Below are 19,047 nucleotides of genomic sequence, written 5' to 3'. Positions count from 1 at the left end.
ACTATTTGCCAAGGCTTAAACTTGCTTGTGAAAGCGGCCAATACTTCACATCTACTTTGCCAACGAGCTGTGTCTGTGAGATAAAACCAAAAGACCTGCTATCTAAACTATCTCCGCGATTATCGCCCATTACGAATAGCTTTCCATTCGGCACGGTTTTTTTACCAGTAACCTCTTTTAAATTGAAATTCTCTGTATATGGTTTTTCTCCAGTTGTCGCTTTTGCATAATCATTTAGAAATTCTTCCTCTACATATTTCCCATTGATATATAATTTATCGTCTCTATATTCTATTTCATCACCTGGTATTCCAATAACTCGCTTAACATAGTCTTCTTGTTTATTCGCATGAAACACAATGACATCAAAACGATCAACATCTGCTAAATCATATACTACTTTATTAACCATTAGCAAATTACCATCATTTAATGTCGGTTCCATCGATTCTCCATCTACCACATAGCTTGCAAATATAGCTGTACGGAATACAATTGCAAGAATGACTCCAAGTAAAATAACTGGAACCACTTTCCGATATTTTATTTTCTTCATGTTCATCTTCCTCCAGAGTAAGTTCTCTTAACATCTTACCCTGGTTTATCCCGTCTTAATCGTTCTCAGAGCCCATTTTATCCTTTAACAGCGCCTTTTTTTGCAACCGTTTTTCAATATATTTACCAATCATCCAAAATAAGACAATACATCCACCAACTACAATCGTCTTAACTGGATTTTTGGCGAACTCCATAATACTTGAACCTACATAAGCAATTGAAAAAATCATTACTGATTTCCCCATGATCACAGCCAATATAAACTGTTGCGTGCTTACCTTTGATAAACCAGCAACAACATTAATCACTGCCGATGGAGAAAATGGAAAGCACATAAGCAAAAATAAGGGTCCAAAACCATGTCTCTCTAACCAGCTAGTTACTCTCTTCACTTGTTTATTTTCCCGAACCGCTCTAAACACTTTCCTATTACCAAGCTTACGAATAACTAGAAAAACAAGGATAGCTCCAAGTCCAGCTCCTAACCAAGATAATAAAAATCCCTCCATTAGTCCATAAGCAGCCGCATTCGCAAATACAAATACAACCAGTGGGAGAAATGGCAGAAATGCTTCCACAAACGGTAACAATATCCCTGGAAGCGGTCCTAGATTCTCATAGTTATTTAGTAATTGCATGATATATTCATCAAAAGTGTCATTTTCAATCATCGTTTTCCAATCTGATAGTTGAACGTCTAATAAAAACATGCAGTAAATCTCCTCAATATGTAAAAGATCAAGATATTAGATATATGTATATTTTAATGTAATCCAATAGATATGCATAGTAATATCACTATTTTGCCACTTTCTTTTCATTTTTAAGCCTTGTCTATTGAATATTTTATATGATTTAGCATATACTAGATAAAGAACAAATGTTCTGTTTAAGGAGGGAATTATCATGCGCTATCTAAATGAAGAGGAATTTACCATTGCCTCACGTTTTCTATTTCTATCGATGGCCATGGTCGTGATACAACAAGATATCCAGCATATCCAAAACGGAGGATTTAAAATAAAAGAGCCATATATGGAACTGTTAAAGAAAATGGAAACAGAAGCATTAAATGAACGAAGAAGCTTGCGCAAAACAATGCAAACCATGCAATTAAAAGTAGTTACCTTAGAAAAAAATGATTCCTTTTCTTCTTATCTGTTCCTTTGCCGAGGGCGTGAAGAAAAACGAAATTATTTTAATCCTGCTATTCGCAAAAAAGTACAGCTTATTATTCGGGAATTGATGCGAAAAACTCTGCAGTCCGACCCCCAATTTGCTTTTGTAGAAACTTAATCCGATTGTCCAACAAGTAGCGAAATTGAGCTGTTCGCTGAATCTGATTTAAAGCAGATCCATATGATATATCAATCAATATACGTTTTCCATTTTTAAATAGGATTTCTGTACCATAGTTATCTGCTTTTAAAACTTGATCAATATGGGAATGGGCAATCCATGAACAATTTGAGCTTGTGGGAGAAGTGGTAGGGAAGAAATACATACCACTAATTGGATCAATCGTAATTGGAGCTTTATGGGTGATGCCGCAAATGTCTTTTGTCCCTTCTTGCCTGCCTTTTAGACTTGAACCGAAAAACTTGCACGCATGATCAACAATTTTACTAGGAGAATAATTAACAGGATACTCTGCTTCTTCTTCCAATACCATAGTAATTGGTTTATTGCTAGAATTACGTTGAGCTACAAGTGCTACGGTTAGAGGAGTAACTTCTGGAGATTGCATATAAAGATTTATCAAAAATTTTCATCCTTTCTATAAAAATAGAAAAGAAAGTGGCTTATTTACTAATTTAACAAATTTATAGGTAAAATGGAATATAAAATCTATATTTTCTAAAAATTAGATGATGTAGTGTCTTTTTCTTTTTCCGTTATGACGTCCCCTTCGCTGCTATACAATCTTTCTTTATGTTCGAATACATCAAATTGCGGGTTTAACAAAGTAAATGTATCTAGTTCTTTTGTTGAACGGTTAGATTCAAAGCCCATTTTTATCCCTCCTTCTTCTACTCATTCTCCCCCAGGATTAATATGTTATTCATACACAAAAAAGCTTTAAGGTGTAGTTAATACCTCAAAGCTTTAGGGAAGTTAATAGCGAACTTTATCTCTTAAATTTTTACGCAGAATCTTACCTGTTGTGTTTTTTGGTAATTCCTCTAAGAAATCAATGGACGTAGGGACTTTATATTTCACTAAATGGGCTTGGCAATATTCAATTAAGTCTTCTTCTGTCAGTGAGGGCTTATCGATGACTACAAAACTATGTACCGCTTCACCAGTCTGTGGATCTGGGACACCAATAACCGCAACTTCAGTCACATTCGGATGAGCATATAGTACCTCTTCTACTTCACGTGGATAAACATTATACCCGCCGACAAGAACCATATCTTTTTTTCGATCTACTATATAAAAATAGTTTTCATCATCCATACGAGCCATATCACCAGTATAAAGCCAACCATCCTTTAAAGCAGCCGCTGTTTCTTCTGGCATTTTATAGTATCCCAACATGACATTTGGTCCACGCACAATTAGTTCGCCTATTTCTCCAATAGGAACTTCTTGACCTAGCTCATCCACGACTTTATTTTCAACATTTAAAATGCTACATCCAATTGATCCTGGCTTTCGCGGACGATCCAGCGGATTAAAACAAGTGACAGGAGAAGCTTCTGATAATCCATAGCCTTCGGAAACTTTAACATGAAATGCTTCTTCAAACGCTTTTAATAATGAAACGGGCATAGAAGCGCCCCCAGAGATGCACAAGCGAATACTTGAAAAATAATCGACTTTCGCCTTCCCACCTCGCAATAAATAGTTATACATTGTCGGCACACCAGCAAAAATGGTTGCTTCATTCTGTTTGCTTATTTTAAATACTTCTGTTGGAGAAAACTTAGGTAAGATAAGCACTGTTCCCCCGTTCATTAACGGCGCATTAAGCGATACGGTCAAACAGAACACATGAAACATTGGCAACGCAGCAATAACGCGATCATGTTCGTTTATCTGCAAATAATCTGCTGTATCTTTAGCATTGGAGTATAGGTTCTTGTGGGAAAGCATAGCACCCTTAGGTGTTCCTGTCGTCCCTGATGTGTATAGAATAATTGCCATTGAATCCTCTTCTAATACTGGACCGGTAAAGTGGGGAGATCCTAATTTTAAAACCGCTGTGAATGATTTTGAATTTTCTTGGAGAAAGGAAACAGGTTGTTGATTAGAATGAGAATCACAAACGATGTAATGGTTAACCTTTGAAAATTGGTCATTGATCGTCTTAAATTTCTCAAGTAAATTATCCATGGTAATAATGGCTTTGACATCTCCATTTTTAATAATATAGCTCATTTCAGTTGATGTATATAACGGATTGATTGGAATGACAACTAACCCAAGCCGTAACGCGCCGTATAATCCAACAATATAATAAGGACTATTTCCGACAATCAAAGCAACATGGTCACCTTTTTGATAACCTAAAGACATCAAACCAGAAGCAAACTGCGTGATAGCACGATCCAACTCAGCATAGCTTGTTTCTTTTCCTTGATATACATAAGCTATCTTTTCCGGATACTGTTTAGCAGTCTCACTTAATTGATCACTTACATTCACTAATATTCCTCCCTGAAAAAATATGAATGAATGATCATTCATATTTTAAGATTTAAAAGAAGATGTACACGAAACAATCTTCTATCCGTCAAAACCATATGAATTATTTTACTATTTCAAGTATAAAGTACTGGTATCTTCTTTTCAAGTGGAAGCGCTGCCAAAATATTATATAAACCTAATCAAAAAGCAGCCCCAAATAAAAGGCTGCTTTTACTTAATATATCAAGTTGACAAAATCCTCTTTTGAAATCCTTCCTAGATAGTGTGGAACATCCACACCAGCAAGTGCTTCTTCTATTGCTTGTCGATTATGGCGGACTCCAGTTAGCTTGTCCTCAATAACACTAATTTCTCCAACTCCAAAGAAATCTCCGTAAATTTTGCAATTCTCAATAATTCCTTTTTTGACATCAAGGCGAACATCTACAAAGCCAGCATCAAATTTATAAGATTCTTGAATATTAAAGGATGGAGACTTCCCATAGTTCCATTCCCAATTTTGATAGCGCTCTCTGGAAATTTGATGGACATTTTCCCAATCTTCTTCGGATAGTTCATAACGAGGTACGTCTATTATATCGTCTACATGGAAGACATATTGCAATATAATTTCTTTAAACTGCTCTACTGTAATTTTATTTTCTAGAAACTCCGAAATATTTGCGACACGGCTACGAATGGATTTGATTCCTTTAGATTCTATTTTTTCTTTTCTTACATTCAATGCAGAAACAACGTTCTCAATTTCAGAATCAAGCATGAGTGTGCCATGACTAAACATTTTACCTTTTGTAGAATACATGGCATTTCCAGAAATTTTCCTGCCTTCCACAGTAAGATCATTCCTCCCTTTTAATTCGGCAGGTACCCCAAGTTTATTTAATGCATCTACCATTGGTTGTGTAAACTTAGCAAAATTTTGAAAGCTATTCCCGTCATCCTTCGTTATAAAGCTAAAATTCAAGTTTCCTTCATCATGGTAAACAGCGCCTCCACCGGAAAGACGACGCACTACCTTTATTCCATTCTCATCCACATATTGCGTATTGATTTCTTCTACAGTATTTTGGTTACGCCCAATAATAATAGATGGTTCATTCACGTAGAATAGTAAATATGTATCCTGTTCGCCAAAATTTTTCAACACATATTCTTCTAAAGCAAGATTAATTGATGGATCAGTAATACCTTTATTATCAATAAACTTCATACGTTTTTACTCCCTTCAATATAAATAGGTCTTTTGTATAGTTTAAGTTTAATGTAAATTAAAGGAGTAATCAAAAGATAAACCTAGCTTTCCCAAATAAAACCGGCATGAGCTAATTGAACCGTTCTAGAAAAGACTTCCTTCGTCTCTTCAATTAATTGGTTACGATCTCCATATTGTGGTAAGTGGCTAAGCAGTAATTGCTTTACATTTGCTTCCTCTGCAATCTTACCACCTTGTTTACTTGTCATATGTCCAGCATTTTCTCCATCTTGATCGGCATAAAAATTACAATCCGTGATTAATAAATCTGCATTTTTTGCAAATGGTATCCACTCCTTTCGGTAACTTGTATCAGCCGTATAGACAATACAATTTGTTCCATCAGTAATACGCATTCCATAACAAGGTACGGGATGTTTTGTCTTTAAAAAAGAAATGGTAAAGGCTCCCACTTCCAAAGATTCTTTTGGATCATATGCCACTCCCTTTGTATATGTATGCGTCAAAGATTGAAATCCAGCTTCATCTTCCTCATGTCCATAAATTGGTAATACTTTATCCTTTCCTGTTATATAATAGGTAACTAATCGGGCATATTGCAAAACACCAATATCAGCAACATGATCAAAATGATAATGAGAAAGAATGACTGCATCAATCTCGGTAACTGTCTTATATTGCTGTAATTTTGCCAAGGCACCACTCCCCATATCAATGACAAGGGAAAAGCCACCTGATTCAAGTAAATAACAGGAAGTCGCTTCATTTGGAGCAGGATAACCTCCCCAATAACCAATAACCGTAAACTTCATAGGTACACACTCCTAATTTTAGTTTTTGTTGTAACACAGTGTTGACTGATTGAATACTGTTATATTACAATAAAAATAATTCAAACTAGAGGAGGAGAAATCACATGATGAACGTCATCGAATTTTTTCGTAATTTACCTAAGAAAAAGTGTAGTAAATGCGGAAATGAAATGATAGAGAAAGCCGATTGCTATGGTAATTTATGTGACGATTGTGATCATCCAGCTAGGTAACACCTTCTTTATTCTTCTTTCTACTGTACTATACGCATATCCAATGTTCTACCAACAGCTATCCATTGATAGCTGTTTTTTTCTGAAAAAACATACCATTATTACTATTTTTATATTATAATTACTTAGAGTTACGAAATAGTTAAGAGAAAGGGGTATACATACGTGGTAACAAGACCTAAACGTTCGGAAGTGCCAATGGAACTTACCTGGGATCTATATGACTTATTTCCAACTTATCAAGCATGGGAAACAGAATTAGAAGCTATTCAGCAAGATGTACATAAAGTCACCCGTTTTAAAGGTAATTTAGGAGAGAATGCTGAGACATTAGATCACTGTTTAACTACGTTTGAGGATTTTCAAAAGCGTGTTATTCGAGTAGCAGTATATGCTAATTTACGCTCAAATGCAGATGGAACAAACCCAATCAATCAACGTGATTCTTCACGCGTTGCGAAGGCGATAGCCTTGATTAATACAGAACTTGCATTTATAGAATCTGAATTATTAGATCTTCCTGCACACACCATTGATTTATTTTTACAAGAGCAGCGTTCCCTGCAACCCTATCTAAAGATGCTCAAAGATGTGATGGAAAAGAAACCATATGCACTTGCACCGATCGTAGAGAAAACCATTGCTGCTTTATCAGAAATTCATGATGCTCCTTATATGATTTACCAACGAAGCAAATCCTCTGATCTGACATTTGATTCGATAACGGATGATGCAGGAAATGAACTTCCCATGTCAGCTGCTTTATATGAAGACCGATATGAGCTTGCCGCAGAAGAAAATACACGAAGGAAAGCATATAAATCCTTTGTCAGGACATTAGATCAGTATAAACATACTTACGCAGCTGTATATGCAACAGAGGTTACGAAGCAGGTAACCATGGCCAAACTAAGAAACTACTCATCTGTTACTGAAATGCTGCTTCATCCACAACAAGTAACATTTGAAATGTATGAAAACCAGCTCCAACTATTACAACAAGAGTTAGCTCCTCACATGCGCCGGTTTGCTAGGCTAAAACAAGAGAAGTTAGGTTTACCTGAATTACATTACTATGATCTCAAAGCACCGTTGGATCCTGACTTTAATCCAGTAACAACATACGCAGAAGCCACTTCTACTATTTTAGATGCTCTAACGATTATGGGAGAAGAATATCGTGGCATTACCAAACAAGCTATTGATAATCGCTGGGTAGATTTAGCTGATAATGTTGGGAAAGCAACAGGCGCTTTTTGCTCTAGTCCATATGGGGTACATCCCTATATTCTCATTACATGGACAGATACGATGAGAGGAGCCTTCGTCTTAGCCCATGAATTAGGCCATGCAGGACATTTTTATTTGGCGGGAAAGAATCAATCCCTTTTGAATACACGTCCATCTACTTACTTTGTGGAAGCTCCATCCACCTTGAATGAATTACTCCTAGCCAACCATTTATTAGGTAACACAAACGATAAACGAATGAAACGTTGGATTATTACCCAACTACTTGGAACATATTATCATAATTTTGTTACGCATCTTTTAGAAGCAGAATTTCAAAAAAATGTATATCAATCGGCAGAAACAGGTACTCCACTAACTGCTAATGTATTATCTGAATTAAAAAGAGGAGCGCTTAAAAATTTTTGGCAAGACACTGTCACTTTCGACGATGGTGCAGGACTAACTTGGATGCGACAACCTCATTATTATATGGGATTATATCCATACACCTATTCTGCAGGGTTAACAGTATCTACGGCTGTTGCAAAACAAATTCAAGAAGAAGGGCAGCCTGCAGTCAATCGCTGGCTTGACGTGCTAAAATCAGGTGGAACGATGAAACCATTGGATCTGATTCAAAAGGCAGGTGTTGATATGTCAAAACCAGATGCAATTAAAGATGCTGTTGCTTTCGTCGATTCACTGATTGATCAGCTCGAAGAAAGCTACAACTAAATTATTAAGCACCTGTTATTTCATCCATGTTTGAAGTTATAAAGTTTTAAAAAGCTTGAGAATCATTTTCTCAAGCTTTTTTAAGGGTCTTTTTAGTTAAGCTTTAGCGTTAGGTTTCATAAATTAATCTTGTAAAAAACGCAATACTTCGCTTACCGTATTCTCCCCTTGTTCAATACAATCAGGGATGCCTGCACCATCATAAGAGCAACCTGTTAAGAAGACACCTGGAAGATATCTTTCGGTCTTTCTTCTTACTTCAGCTAGCCGTTCGACATGACCGACAGTGTACTGTGGTCTTGCATTTTTCCAACGCGTTATGACACAAAACTCAGGATCATCCTTGATTTTCATTATTTTATTCAAGTCATTAAGTACAATATCTGTCAGCTCATCGTCTGATAAGTCTACTATATCTTCGTTTCCAGGTCTGCCAACATAACAACGCAATAAAATTTTTCCTTCAGGAGAAGTCGTTGGCCACTTTTTATGGGTCCACGTACATGCAGTAATTTGATAATTACTATTTCTGGAAACAAGGAAACCAGTACCATCTATATCATTTTTTATCGCCGATTGGTCAAATGCTAAGACCACATTTGCGGTTGATGTTGCTGGGACACCTTTAAACACATGGAAGAAATCATATTGACTAAAAATTTTTGGAACAGTAAGGTGAGGAGTCGACACAATAACGGCATCTGCCTGCAAAACATTTCCATCACTTAATAGAAGATGATAACCATAATTCTTTTTCTCAATATGATCAACTGCCGTTCCCTTATGAAGCATTCCTAGATCTAATTTATCCTCAAGCCGGTGTATTAATGTCTCCAATCCATTTTTAAATGAGAAGAAGGCTCCAGAAGATGGTTGGTTACGCTTCGTTTTCGTCGGCTTCGGCATTGTCTTGGATAACCCTTTCATTACACTGCCATAGGTTTGTTCTAGTTCTAAAAAGGTTGGATATGTTGCTTTCAAGCTCATCTGATCAATATTTCCAGAATGAATCCCAGATAACAGTGCTTCCACTTGGTTCACTAACAATTCATTACCAAAACGACGTCGAAAGAAAGCGCCTAATGATTGATCCGTATCTGCTTTTCCTTTTGACACCATGATATCAGCTAAAGCACGTATTTTACCTTTAGAAGATAAAACTGTTGATGATAAAAGGGAACGAACATTTTTCGGGACTCCCATATACGTTCCTTTTGGCATCTTATGTAATTTATTATCAACTAAAAGATAAGATTGGCCAGTTGCATTACGAATAACTTGATCTTCTAGACCTAATTCTTTCACCAATTTCATAGCTGTAGGTTTGCGGGATAATAACGAATCAGGACCTTGTTCAATCGTAAACCCATCACGCTTTAAGGTTTTTATTTTTCCGCCTAAGCGTTCACTTGCTTCTACCAGCTTTACTGTATAAGGAAGCTTTTTTGCTTTTATTTCTCTTTGTATGTAATAGGCTGCGGATAACCCAGTTATTCCGCCACCTATAATCACTATTTGTTTGCTCGGTTTCATCTAACCTCACGCTTTACCTTTTTCATAACCACTTCAGCTAATGTTTTAATAAATTGTGGATGAACATTTGGCATTTCCGGACGATAATACGACGCACCTAATTCATCACATACCACTTTGCATTCATAATCATTGTCATATAATACTTCCAAATGATCTGCAATAAAACCAACTGGGGCATAGACAAATGCACGATATCCTTTTTGCTCAAACAGTTCTCTTGTTAGATCCTGAACATCAGGTCCTAACCATGGATCTGGCGTATTGCCTTCACTTTGCCAACCAATTTCATAATGCGTAATACCCGTTGCCTCAGAGATTAGCTGTGCCGTTTCTGCCAATTGTTGTGGATAAGGGTCGCCATTTTGCAATATTTTCTCCGGAAGACTGTGAGCAGATACTATCAATACTGCTTTTTCTCTATCTTCATTGGGCATTCCATTATAAACAGCATTAATCTGATCAGCCCAGTATTGAATAAATCTAGGCTCATTATACCAGCTTTCTACGGATGTGATAGAAGTTACACCATACTTCGCCGCCTCATCATTCGCTCGTTGGTTATAAGATTTTACACTAAACGTAGAATAATGTGGAGCTAACACAATAGACACGGCTTCCTCGATTCCGTCCTCAGCCATTTGTGCAACTGCATCTTCAATAAACGGCTCAATATGTTTCAGTCCGATATATGCTTTAAATTCGATTTCATTCTGTACTTCATTTAATGTTGCTTCTAAGGTTTCAGCTTGCTGTTCTGTGATTTGGGCTAATGGAGAAATTCCACCGATTGCTTTATAACGATCTTTTAAATCTTGCAATGCTTCTTCATCTGGTTTCCTTCCATGGCGAATATGTGTATAATAACGCTCAATATCTTCTTCCTTATATGGTGTTCCATATGCCATTACTAATAATCCCATTTTTTGTTTTGCCATTTTCAAAGCACCTCTTCACTTAATAATTTATTAATCTTTCCCTGTGTATTCATGAATAAAGGCTGTTAATCTTTTAAGTGTAGCTGGTGTAATATCTGGTGTAACACCATGCCCCAAATTAAATACATGATTTCCATCTGCACGACCTTCATCCAGAATGGACGTTGTGCGTTTCTCAATTGTCTCCCAATTTGTAAGTAATATCGTTGGGTCTAAGTTTCCTTGAATTACTTTAGTTACACCCATTTGTCTTGCTTCCATAATAGATGTACGCCAATCCAGGCCGATCACATCTACTGGCAGGTCATTCCATTCCAGAAGAAGATGTCTTGCTCCTACACCAAAGATGATTAACGGAACATCATGTCGTCTTAATTCAGAAAAAATGCGGGTCATGACAGGCTTAATAAAGATACGATAGTCCATAACATTTAAATTTCCTACCCACGAATCGAAGATTTGAATAGCTTTCGCACCAGCTTCGACTTGTGCATCCACATACGAAATGATCATATCAGCTAGCTTATCCATTAACGCAAACCAAGCTTCAGACTGTCGATACATAAATGCTTTTGTTTTGTTGTAATTCTTAGAAGGACCACCTTCAATCATATAACTTGCTAATGTAAATGGTGCACCACTAAAGCCAATTAACGGTACTTTCAATTGTTCTTCTGTCAGCAAGCGAATGGTATCGAGAACATAAGGAACATCCGCTTGTGGATGAATGGTTCCCAATTTCTCAACATCCTGTAGGGAAGTAATTGGATTATGAATTACTGGACCGATACCAGATTTAATCTCCACATCAACTCCGATGGAAGGTAATGGCGACATTATGTCCTTGTACAAAATCGCGGCATCAACATCATAATTTTCAACAGGAAGCCTTGTTACATAAGCACATAATTCCGGTTCATGCGTAATTTCAAATAACGAATACTTTTCTTTTAGCTCACGATATTCTGGCTGCGATCTACCTGCCTGCCTCATAAACCAAGTGGGTGTATAATTAGTAGTTTCTCCTTTATATGCTCGAATTATCGTATCATTTAATTGCTTTGACATACCATCCATCCTTTTCACGTACTACTTTTGCCACTAATAACTATATCGATTTCAATAGAAACTGTATAGTAATGGTTATTGATTGTCATGAATTTGTCTAAATTACCAAGAAAGCTTGACAGATTCTGAGCGCTTTCCTTCTGTTTTGGTTAATGGATTGTAAGGAACGATATAATAGCTCTTTGAATGAAATAGAGCATTATCGATTACAAACTCTCTCTTTCCTTCGACCTCTCCAATGCGTTCATCAATCCCCTCTTTCTCTCGGTAAATACGATAGATGACACGCTCGTCATTGGATCCCTGCCAGGTTAATTTTCCTTTTCCAAAAGGTAGGCTTCCAAACTGATAACTTACTTGTACGTTTTTTATTTCTGGAAGTTGAATTGGTTTTGGTAAGGCCGATACCGCTTCAGGTTTAGCAAATGTCTCTGTTAGGGCTTGTTCTTTATCTACCTCTGTTAAAATCGATTTTACTAACCTAGTTGGATATTCACTTCCTCCTGTTAGAAAATGCGCTTTATCGGATGTATCGTATCCCATCCACAATGTCATTACATATTGTGGTGTGTATCCAGCGAACCAAGCATCCTTGGTTTGCCCTTCTACTTGCGGGTGTTGTGTTGAACCTGTTTTTCCTGCTAATGCTTTTGAATAGTTTCCTGAACTTGCAGTCCCACTTGCAACGGTTTCCTCAAGCATTTCTGTCATATTCCAAGCCACCTGGGGGGCGAACACTTCTTTCATCTCTGGATTAGCTTTGAAAAGGGTTTGTCCATTTTGTACGATTCGTTCAATTGAATGCGATTCAACCATATTACCATTTGTAGCAAAGGAACTATAACTTTCCATTAATTTAGCAGGGGTAACACCTTTTGATAATCCACCTAAAGCAATTGCTAATCCATCATCCTCTACTGATAAATTCATATTATCTAAGTATGCCTTTCCAGTTGAGATTCCAATCTCATTTAATAACCATACAGCTGGAGCGTTTTTCGAATGAACAATCGCTTCATAAATTGAAACCGCTCCTGTATATTCGTTATCATAATTTTCGGCTGTATAACCATCATAATCAATTTTCTGATCTGGTATAAGTGTGTAAGGCTGATATTTTTCATTTTCCATCATTGCGGGCCCATAAACCGCTAATGGTTTCATGGTTGAACCTGGTTGTCTTGCAACGGTAGCCCGGTTTAAATCACCTAATTGGAAATCCCTACCACCGATCACCGAAACAACTTTGCCCGTTCCATGATCCATCATCATAAAAGCCCCTTCGACCCCTTCTGTATTCCCTGGGAAATAATCAGCATTTTTAAACTGTTCATAGGCTTTCTCTTGCACGTGATTATCCATATTTACAATGATACGATAACCACCTCGCTTTAACTCTTCTAAGGACATATCGTGCTTACTAGCTGCCTCTTTCATTACATAATCGACATAACTAGCTGTCCATGGGGACGGATTCCACTTATTCACTTCTAATCCAAGCGGCTTCTCTTCCTCTGTAGCCAGTTGTTTTGACGTTAATACCCCGGTTGCTTCCATAGCATGAAGCACTGTGTTTCTACGACTTTTTGCTTTTTCAGGATGATTAATTGGCGAATATCCATTAGGCGCTTTTGCCATTCCAGCCAACATCGCTCCTTCATCTACAGTCAGATCTTTAATATTTTTTGAAAAATAATACTCTGCGGCTGTAGCTATCCCATATACCCCATGTCCAAAATAAATTTCATTTAAATATAATTCTAGAATCTTATCTTTAGATAATGTTTGTTCTAGATAAACAGCTGCCATTACTTCCTTTGTCTTTCGCAACCACGTTTTATCATTTGTTAGAAATAAGTTCTTAGCAAGCTGCTGGGTTATTGTACTCGCCCCTTCAACTTTGGCCATAGCTAGAATATCTTTATAAACAGCACGAAACACAGAACGAAAATCAACACCTGCATGTCCATAAAAGCGTCTATCTTCAATGGCAATAAACGCTTGTCTTACATGTTCTGGAATATCACCAAGTGTTGTCAGTTTGCGATTCTCATTATATAATCGGCCAATTATCTGCCCTTCTTCTGTTTCAATGGTCGTAGTTGCATCTAAAAGAAATTTATCGTCATCAACAACGAATCGTCCTCCAAAAACAATAGCAGCATATCCAATGAACCCAAGAAATATAATAAGTAAACAACTGAATGCAATTATTTTCAATCTGCCGATCAAGTGAGAACGCTTCTGATTCCTTCTTTCTATTCTGCTCATTTGTTCACCTCTACACATTCACCCCTACATTATACGACATATATTTACAATCTTAAAGCTTTATACTTCATATTAATTAATAATTATTACAAATTATTGAACAACCGAAAATCCAACTTGTTAAATAAACGTTTCAGGTTATCTAGAAAGATACAATTTAAGTTCAGGAGTTAAGGTTTAGAATAATTTCATATGTATTCCAAAAGTCGAATCCGATTTTGTCTGTTTAGGAAACCATTAGACATATACTTGATCTTACCAATATTCACATAACGTTTTTTTGTTCACTTTTAATTGGAGAAAATTTGATTTGTATGTCCACTGTCATCCACTTCTGTTTTTATACGGGTTTCCGTCCAAATAGTAAATTCAACATTCGCTTGGGCGTTCGTTGATACGTATTGCTTGATGATAGCGCTTGTTTTATAAGATACCCTCCCCTATTCATCCATGGTATGAATGGCTTTATTTTCCATATTATCTCCAATATAAAACATTACATTCGGATTACTTACTTCATAAGCAAACGCAGGATAAGTTCCATACATCACATCAAATGATAGTCGGTCAAGCTTAAAGTCCTATTGATAACTAACTCCCCAATCTATTTAAGTATCTTTGTAACTATGAAATGATAAGTTTTTCTAAATAATAGTTGACTACCCTATCTACACATCGGTTATGATGAAAATAGGAAGTCATATGAAAGGGGAAAACAATGATGAAAGCTTTTATGACTAATGGAACGATAGATTTTCTGCAAAAACTGGATGACAACCATCCCGATAAACGAATTTGGATTATGCGTTCTAATTCAGGAGCGCTGGCTTATTACGAAGATAAGAAAAAAAGCATATTTGCATCTGGAAGAGAATACGACATTATAATAGAGAATGGAAAGATTCAAGAAGAAGGATATGTCGTTATGAATAATATACCCGTAACAGAAGAAGGGCAGCCAGTCTTTGAAGATCGTTTTAAAAATCGCAAACATGATGTTGAAATGATGCCGGGCTTTCAAGCATTTCGGTTATTAAAACCAAAAAAGGGGAATACGTATATTGTTTTTACACAATGGCGTTCCGTTCAAGATTTTGATAACTGGAAGAACTCGGACGCATTCAAAAAATCTCATAAGGGGCAATCATCCGGAAAACCTCCTGCGTATTTTGCTGACCAACCATTTCTTACCACCTATCATATGGTAACGGAAGAATAAGATGCCTTTGCCACTTCTGTACCTTTAAACATAGTGTCCCAACTAGTCGATCATGATAAAAGTAAAAAGCCAACTGTCCTGCAGTTGGCTTTTTTTCATTTAATTATTTACATATTGGTCAAAAAAGGATTGAAAATTTTCTTCTCCCTTATCCCCTACAATTCGAGCAACTTCTTCACCATTATCGAAATGGATTAATGTTGGCGTAGATTCAATACCATAAGCGTTCCATTGATCTTGAAATTCTAGTAAATTCATCTTTTTCATATCGATATTATTTTCTTCTGCTAATGGAACAAGGTATGGCGTTGTTTGCTGACAATGCGGGCATAATGGATCATAGAAATACACAGTAACCGGTTCACCACTCTCTACTTCATCTGACAACTCGTCTGGCATGATTTGATTTTGATAATTAGGGTCATCAAGCTGATCAATTGTTGCTTGTTCAAGATCTTTATCACCATAGGGGTTGTCATTGTTCTCCACTGCTTGATTATTCTTATAATCAATTACAAAATATAACCCTGCGAATAATAAAACAATAATACCAATAAAAATCAACATTTTTTTCTTCATTTATTTCATCTCCCTTTGGTGCTTCCTTAGAATTACATGCAATACAAATATGATAATGAAGGCGATACCTGCTAGAAATGGAATGGTAATGAATCCAAAATAATCAATATATGTAAGATTACAAGGAACCGTACCACAAGAACCTCCTGCCTCCTGTAATGCAGGTAATTTCTGAACAGCGTAATGATAAATGGAAACCAACGCGCCTATCCCGCTCAAAAACAACCCCGGTAATGCAATAGAGAGATTTCTCTTATAGGCTGCAATACCATAAATAATAACTAAAGGATACATTAAGATCCGTTGATACCAACATAACTCACAAGGTTCATACCCAATAATTTCTGAAAAAAACAAACTTCCTAGCATTGCAATTAAAGCTTGAGCCCAGATTAACATTAGCAAATTCTCTGCTTTTTTCGATAGATTCGCCATAGAAGAAGTCCTTTCTTTTTTAGTTACATCTGTATTATACAAATGTGGGAGATGAAAGACAAAGGGTGACGCTTTATTCATTTTGTTTATGTGACAATTTTATGAAAATCTATACGATTAATTACCTGTCAATTTATTTCGATGTACATAAACTGCTGCTTGGGTCCGATCATTCACCTCAAGCTTCGATAGAATATTACTTACATGAGTTTTTACTGTTTTAATACCGATATATAATTGATTGCTTATTTCTTGGTTTGTCATACCATTTCCAATACAAAGCAGAACTTCTAATTCTCTTTCTGTTAAATCATCATGTGATTTTCGATCGATCGTTCGGAAGCTAGACATCATCTTTCCAGCTACTTTCGGTTCAATGACGGTTTCCCCTTTGACAGCCTTTTTGATTGCATCTGTAATTTCTGTAGCGGAGGAGGTCTTTAATAAGTAGCTGAAAGCACCAGCTTCTATTGCTGGGAATACTTGTTCATCATCATAATAGCTTGTTAATATAATAATTTTACATAGTGGATGAGATTCCATTACTTGTTTCGTTGCTTCTATCCCAGTTCCATTATCCATAATTAAATCCATAAGTACAACATCCGGTTTTTCTTGGATAATTAACGCAGCTCCATCATTCCCATTTGAAGATTCACCTACAACTTCAATCTCGCAATCTGTTTGTAAATATGCGATAATCCCCTTTCTCACAATTTCATGATCGTCTACAACGATAACTCGTATCATTCTACTACCCCTTCTCCTTTAACATGGAATACGAATATCTATATATGTTCCTTCACCTATGTTTGAACGGATGGCAAAAACACCTCCTAATTCTTCACTACGTTCTTTCATTGTTTTTAAGCCATAAGACGTTTTGCGTTCTTGCTCCATATCAAAGCCCCTCCCATTGTCTTGCACATGAAAATATAATTCTCCTGGGCGTTCCTTTATCATGATCTTTACTTCTGAAGCATTTGAATGGCGTAATATATTCGATAATGATTCTTGAGCAATTCGAAACATATGGTCTTCTATTGTTACCGAAACCGAAAGATCCACTGGAATAGTAAGATGAAAATCTATTTGGCTTTTTTGTTGTAATTCTTTTATTAGCTTTGTTAACCCTTCTGATAAGGATTCTCCTGATAAATGAACAGGACGAAGATGTAATAACAACGCCCGCATTTCTGATTGAGATTGTAAAGCTGCTTTAGCTACTTCTTGTATTTGCAATTTGGCTTTTTCTGGATTGTTTTCTAATTGCCTTACAGCTGCCTCGGATAACATGGTGACTGCAAATAATTGTTGACTTACAGCATCGTGTAAATCCCTTGCTAATCGCTGTCTTTCCTCGATAACAGCTGCTTTATGTGCTGACTTTGCAAAATCTGATTTTTCATCTGCCATTCGTTGTAAAGATTTCACTTGATTTTGTAATTTCTCTCCTAAGTCGTTCATTTCATTGGCAATACGCTCCATTTCATCCCCTTCATTAAAATAAAGTCGTGATTGGTAATTTCCATTTGCAAACTGGGTAATTTGGACGGATAAATAGTCTAATCGATTTTTAATATCTCCACCAGATTTAAATCCCGCATAGACGGTAACAATGAAACCAATACCACTATATAACGAAATAAACAGAAATATACTTGCTGCAGATAACCAGTCTGGTTGAATGAATACATAAATAGTGAGTAAGATAGAGAGAATCGTAACAACAGTAAGAAATAGACCTTGAAAATGAGAGCGAATATAACTATAACGAATACTAGCAAATCGTTTATTCATACGACCTCCTCCCTATACATAATCGATTTTGATAGATCCTGCTTTTAGGATAATTGTAAAATTAATTTTTCGAATTGAAGCGTCATACTCATCACTTGTAAATGCTAATGATCGATTTACCCCTTCTGCCACCCTGCCTAGAATGTTAATTTCCCCGGCTTTCATTGATGCTTCTACGTGAAAAGGGATTGTTTCAGGCATTAATATAGTTACATCTCCTGCTAGAGAGCGAATGCTAATTGGGATTTCCTCCTCTGGGATAAAAGCCTTAGAGAAGTCGAAATAAAAATCCCCAGCCATGTTATTTAACTTCATTGGTTCCGCCTTCCAATTTTCTTCGGTATAATCATAACTCCCAATAGAAAAAAGCGAACCAGTCCCATTTTTTGCCCCTGGCTTATCTCTTCCTGCATTAATAATATTATAGTTTCTTCGACTAATTAACATGAAGCCAACATAGATAATTAATAACGGCCATAGCTTTAGTACATCCCAAAAGGAAAAAGCGATTATTTGAAAACGGTCCAACAGTAATAACAATCCAAACAGGATAAAGAAACAACCCCAAAACCAACTTCCACCATCTTTTCGGACATAATTAATCAGCCATCTACTGCCGAAAATAACCAAGATTACCGGATATATATAGGCCCATAAAAAAGCAACATCAAACGATATTACATTGATATTCGCTAATATCCATAGCAAACCAATAATAATTAAAAAAATTGCGACAACAATGCGTGCAAATTGTTTCATTTTTTTC

20 protein-coding genes are annotated in these 19,047 nt (G+C 36.4%); 4 read left to right on the top strand and 16 right to left on the bottom strand.

Annotation, left to right across the window (positions count from 1 at the left end; genetic code table 11):
• Window position 1: 1 nt before the first annotated feature.
• The gene (gene lepB, locus M948_RS40060; protein ID WP_021292240.1) at window positions 2-556 is read right to left on the bottom strand and encodes a signal peptidase I; all 555 of its coding nucleotides are present in this window, start codon (window positions 554-556) and stop codon (window positions 2-4) included.
• Window positions 557-611: 55 nt separating this feature from the next.
• Window positions 612-1,268, bottom strand: a complete 657-nt coding sequence (locus M948_RS40055; RefSeq protein ID WP_021292239.1) for a TVP38/TMEM64 family protein — start codon at window positions 1,266-1,268, stop codon at window positions 612-614.
• A 196-nt stretch (window positions 1,269-1,464) separates the two neighbouring features.
• Here M948_RS40055 and M948_RS40050 point away from each other — a divergent pair, with 196 nt between their 5' ends.
• Window positions 1,465-1,854 (top strand): hypothetical protein, encoded by a 390-nt coding sequence (locus tag M948_RS40050; RefSeq protein ID WP_021292238.1) that lies wholly within the window; start codon window positions 1,465-1,467, stop codon window positions 1,852-1,854.
• Here M948_RS40050 and M948_RS40045 read toward each other — a convergent pair.
• The 5 genes from M948_RS40045 to M948_RS40030 form a co-directional block, all read right to left on the bottom strand.
• Window positions 1,790-2,320 carry a competence protein ComK gene (locus tag M948_RS40045; RefSeq protein ID WP_021292237.1) on the bottom strand — a complete coding sequence of 177 codons (531 nt, stop codon included), beginning with the start codon at window positions 2,318-2,320 and terminating at the stop codon, window positions 1,790-1,792. The genes M948_RS40050 and M948_RS40045 overlap by 65 nt on opposite strands.
• Before the next feature lie 95 nt (window positions 2,321-2,415).
• Window positions 2,416-2,571, bottom strand: a complete 156-nt coding sequence (locus M948_RS43330; protein ID WP_021292236.1) for a hypothetical protein — start codon at window positions 2,569-2,571, stop codon at window positions 2,416-2,418.
• Window positions 2,572-2,673: 102 nt separating this feature from the next.
• Window positions 2,674-4,209, bottom strand: coding sequence for a fatty acid--CoA ligase family protein (locus M948_RS40040; RefSeq protein ID WP_021292235.1), 1,536 nt, complete (start codon window positions 4,207-4,209; stop codon window positions 2,674-2,676).
• Window positions 4,210-4,426: 217 nt separating this feature from the next.
• A complete protein-coding gene (locus M948_RS40035; RefSeq protein WP_021292234.1) occupies window positions 4,427-5,422 on the bottom strand; it encodes a lipoate--protein ligase in 996 nt (331 codons plus the stop codon).
• A gap of 83 nt (window positions 5,423-5,505) precedes the next feature.
• Complete coding sequence (locus tag M948_RS40030; RefSeq protein ID WP_021292233.1) at window positions 5,506-6,237, bottom strand: MBL fold metallo-hydrolase; 732 nt, start codon at window positions 6,235-6,237, stop codon at window positions 5,506-5,508.
• 104 nt (window positions 6,238-6,341) lie between these two features.
• Between M948_RS40030 and yhfH the strand changes: the two genes are divergently transcribed.
• Entirely contained in the window at window positions 6,342-6,470 is a 129-nt protein-coding gene (gene yhfH / locus M948_RS42985) for a protein YhfH (protein WP_021292232.1), read from the top strand.
• A gap of 165 nt (window positions 6,471-6,635) precedes the next feature.
• Window positions 6,636-8,438, top strand: coding sequence for an oligoendopeptidase F (pepF, locus tag M948_RS40025; RefSeq protein WP_021292231.1), 1,803 nt, complete (start codon window positions 6,636-6,638; stop codon window positions 8,436-8,438).
• A 123-nt stretch (window positions 8,439-8,561) separates the two neighbouring features.
• Here pepF and hemY read toward each other — a convergent pair whose 3' ends face one another.
• From hemY to M948_RS40005, 4 genes are all read right to left on the bottom strand, one after another.
• Window positions 8,562-9,971, bottom strand: coding sequence for a protoporphyrinogen oxidase (hemY, locus tag M948_RS40020; RefSeq protein WP_021292230.1), 1,410 nt, complete (start codon window positions 9,969-9,971; stop codon window positions 8,562-8,564).
• Window positions 9,968-10,909, bottom strand: a complete 942-nt coding sequence (hemH, locus tag M948_RS40015) for a ferrochelatase (RefSeq protein WP_021292229.1) — start codon at window positions 10,907-10,909, stop codon at window positions 9,968-9,970. Before hemH ends, hemY begins: the two co-directional genes overlap by 4 nt.
• A 30-nt stretch (window positions 10,910-10,939) precedes the next feature.
• Window positions 10,940-11,977, bottom strand: coding sequence for a uroporphyrinogen decarboxylase (gene hemE, locus M948_RS40010; RefSeq protein WP_021292228.1), 1,038 nt, complete (start codon window positions 11,975-11,977; stop codon window positions 10,940-10,942).
• A 102-nt stretch (window positions 11,978-12,079) separates the two neighbouring features.
• A complete protein-coding gene (locus M948_RS40005; RefSeq protein WP_021292227.1) occupies window positions 12,080-14,248 on the bottom strand; it encodes a transglycosylase domain-containing protein in 2,169 nt (722 codons plus the stop codon).
• 718 nt (window positions 14,249-14,966) lie between these two features.
• On the opposite strand from M948_RS40005, the gene M948_RS40000 reads away from it, so the two are divergent.
• Entirely contained in the window at window positions 14,967-15,467 is a 501-nt protein-coding gene (locus M948_RS40000; protein WP_231378706.1) for an antibiotic biosynthesis monooxygenase family protein, read from the top strand.
• A 99-nt stretch (window positions 15,468-15,566) separates the two neighbouring features.
• Here the strand turns inward: M948_RS40000 and M948_RS39995 are convergent, their stop codons facing one another.
• The 5 genes from M948_RS39995 to liaF form a co-directional block, all read right to left on the bottom strand.
• Window positions 15,567-16,046, bottom strand: a complete 480-nt coding sequence (locus M948_RS39995; protein ID WP_021292224.1) for a thioredoxin family protein — start codon at window positions 16,044-16,046, stop codon at window positions 15,567-15,569.
• Window positions 16,047-16,481, bottom strand: a complete 435-nt coding sequence (locus M948_RS39990) for a disulfide oxidoreductase (RefSeq protein WP_021292223.1) — start codon at window positions 16,479-16,481, stop codon at window positions 16,047-16,049.
• A gap of 117 nt (window positions 16,482-16,598) precedes the next feature.
• Window positions 16,599-17,231 carry a response regulator gene (locus M948_RS39985; protein ID WP_021292222.1) on the bottom strand — a complete coding sequence of 211 codons (633 nt, stop codon included), beginning with the start codon at window positions 17,229-17,231 and terminating at the stop codon, window positions 16,599-16,601.
• 18 nt (window positions 17,232-17,249) lie between these two features.
• Complete coding sequence (locus M948_RS39980; protein WP_021292221.1) at window positions 17,250-18,281, bottom strand: sensor histidine kinase; 1,032 nt, start codon at window positions 18,279-18,281, stop codon at window positions 17,250-17,252.
• 12 nt (window positions 18,282-18,293) lie between these two features.
• Window positions 18,294-19,040 (bottom strand): cell wall-active antibiotics response protein LiaF, encoded by a 747-nt coding sequence (liaF, locus tag M948_RS39975; protein WP_021292220.1) that lies wholly within the window; start codon window positions 19,038-19,040, stop codon window positions 18,294-18,296.
• Window positions 19,041-19,047: the final 7 nt, after the last annotated feature.

The sequence above is a fragment of the Virgibacillus sp. CM-4 genome (assembly GCF_000445495.1).
Taxonomy (GTDB): domain Bacteria; phylum Bacillota; class Bacilli; order Bacillales; family Amphibacillaceae; genus Virgibacillus; species Virgibacillus salexigens.
The sequence above is the reverse complement of the archived record's forward strand: the minus strand, read 5'-3'. Positions and strand labels throughout refer to the sequence as shown.

Bases quoted from the DNA above. Each gene is read 5' to 3' on its own strand.
- lepB (WP_021292240.1), bottom strand. From the start codon at position 556: ATGAAGAAAATAAAATATCGGAAAGTGGTTCCAGTTATTTTACTTGGA.
- M948_RS40055 (WP_021292239.1), bottom strand. From the start codon at position 1,268: ATGTTTTTATTAGACGTTCAACTATCAGATTGGAAAACGATGATTGAA.
- M948_RS40050 (WP_021292238.1), top strand. From the start codon at position 1,465: ATGCGCTATCTAAATGAAGAGGAATTTACCATTGCCTCACGTTTTCTA.
- M948_RS43330 (WP_021292236.1), bottom strand. From the start codon at position 2,571: ATGGGCTTTGAATCTAACCGTTCAACAAAAGAACTAGATACATTTACT.
- M948_RS40035 (WP_021292234.1), bottom strand. From the start codon at position 5,422: ATGAAGTTTATTGATAATAAAGGTATTACTGATCCATCAATTAATCTT.
- M948_RS40030 (WP_021292233.1), bottom strand. From the start codon at position 6,237: ATGAAGTTTACGGTTATTGGTTATTGGGGAGGTTATCCTGCTCCAAAT.
- yhfH (WP_021292232.1), top strand. From the start codon at position 6,342: ATGATGAACGTCATCGAATTTTTTCGTAATTTACCTAAGAAAAAGTGT.
- hemY (WP_021292230.1), bottom strand. From the start codon at position 9,971: ATGAAACCGAGCAAACAAATAGTGATTATAGGTGGCGGAATAACTGGG.
- hemH (WP_021292229.1), bottom strand. From the start codon at position 10,909: ATGGCAAAACAAAAAATGGGATTATTAGTAATGGCATATGGAACACCA.
- hemE (WP_021292228.1), bottom strand. From the start codon at position 11,977: ATGTCAAAGCAATTAAATGATACGATAATTCGAGCATATAAAGGAGAA.
- M948_RS40005 (WP_021292227.1), bottom strand. From the start codon at position 14,248: ATGAGCAGAATAGAAAGAAGGAATCAGAAGCGTTCTCACTTGATCGGC.
- M948_RS40000 (WP_231378706.1), top strand. From the start codon at position 14,967: ATGATGAAAGCTTTTATGACTAATGGAACGATAGATTTTCTGCAAAAA.
- M948_RS39995 (WP_021292224.1), bottom strand. From the start codon at position 16,046: ATGAAGAAAAAAATGTTGATTTTTATTGGTATTATTGTTTTATTATTC.
- M948_RS39990 (WP_021292223.1), bottom strand. From the start codon at position 16,481: ATGGCGAATCTATCGAAAAAAGCAGAGAATTTGCTAATGTTAATCTGG.
- M948_RS39985 (WP_021292222.1), bottom strand. From the start codon at position 17,231: ATGATACGAGTTATCGTTGTAGACGATCATGAAATTGTGAGAAAGGGG.
- M948_RS39980 (WP_021292221.1), bottom strand. From the start codon at position 18,281: ATGAATAAACGATTTGCTAGTATTCGTTATAGTTATATTCGCTCTCAT.
- liaF (WP_021292220.1), bottom strand. From the start codon at position 19,040: ATGAAACAATTTGCACGCATTGTTGTCGCAATTTTTTTAATTATTATT.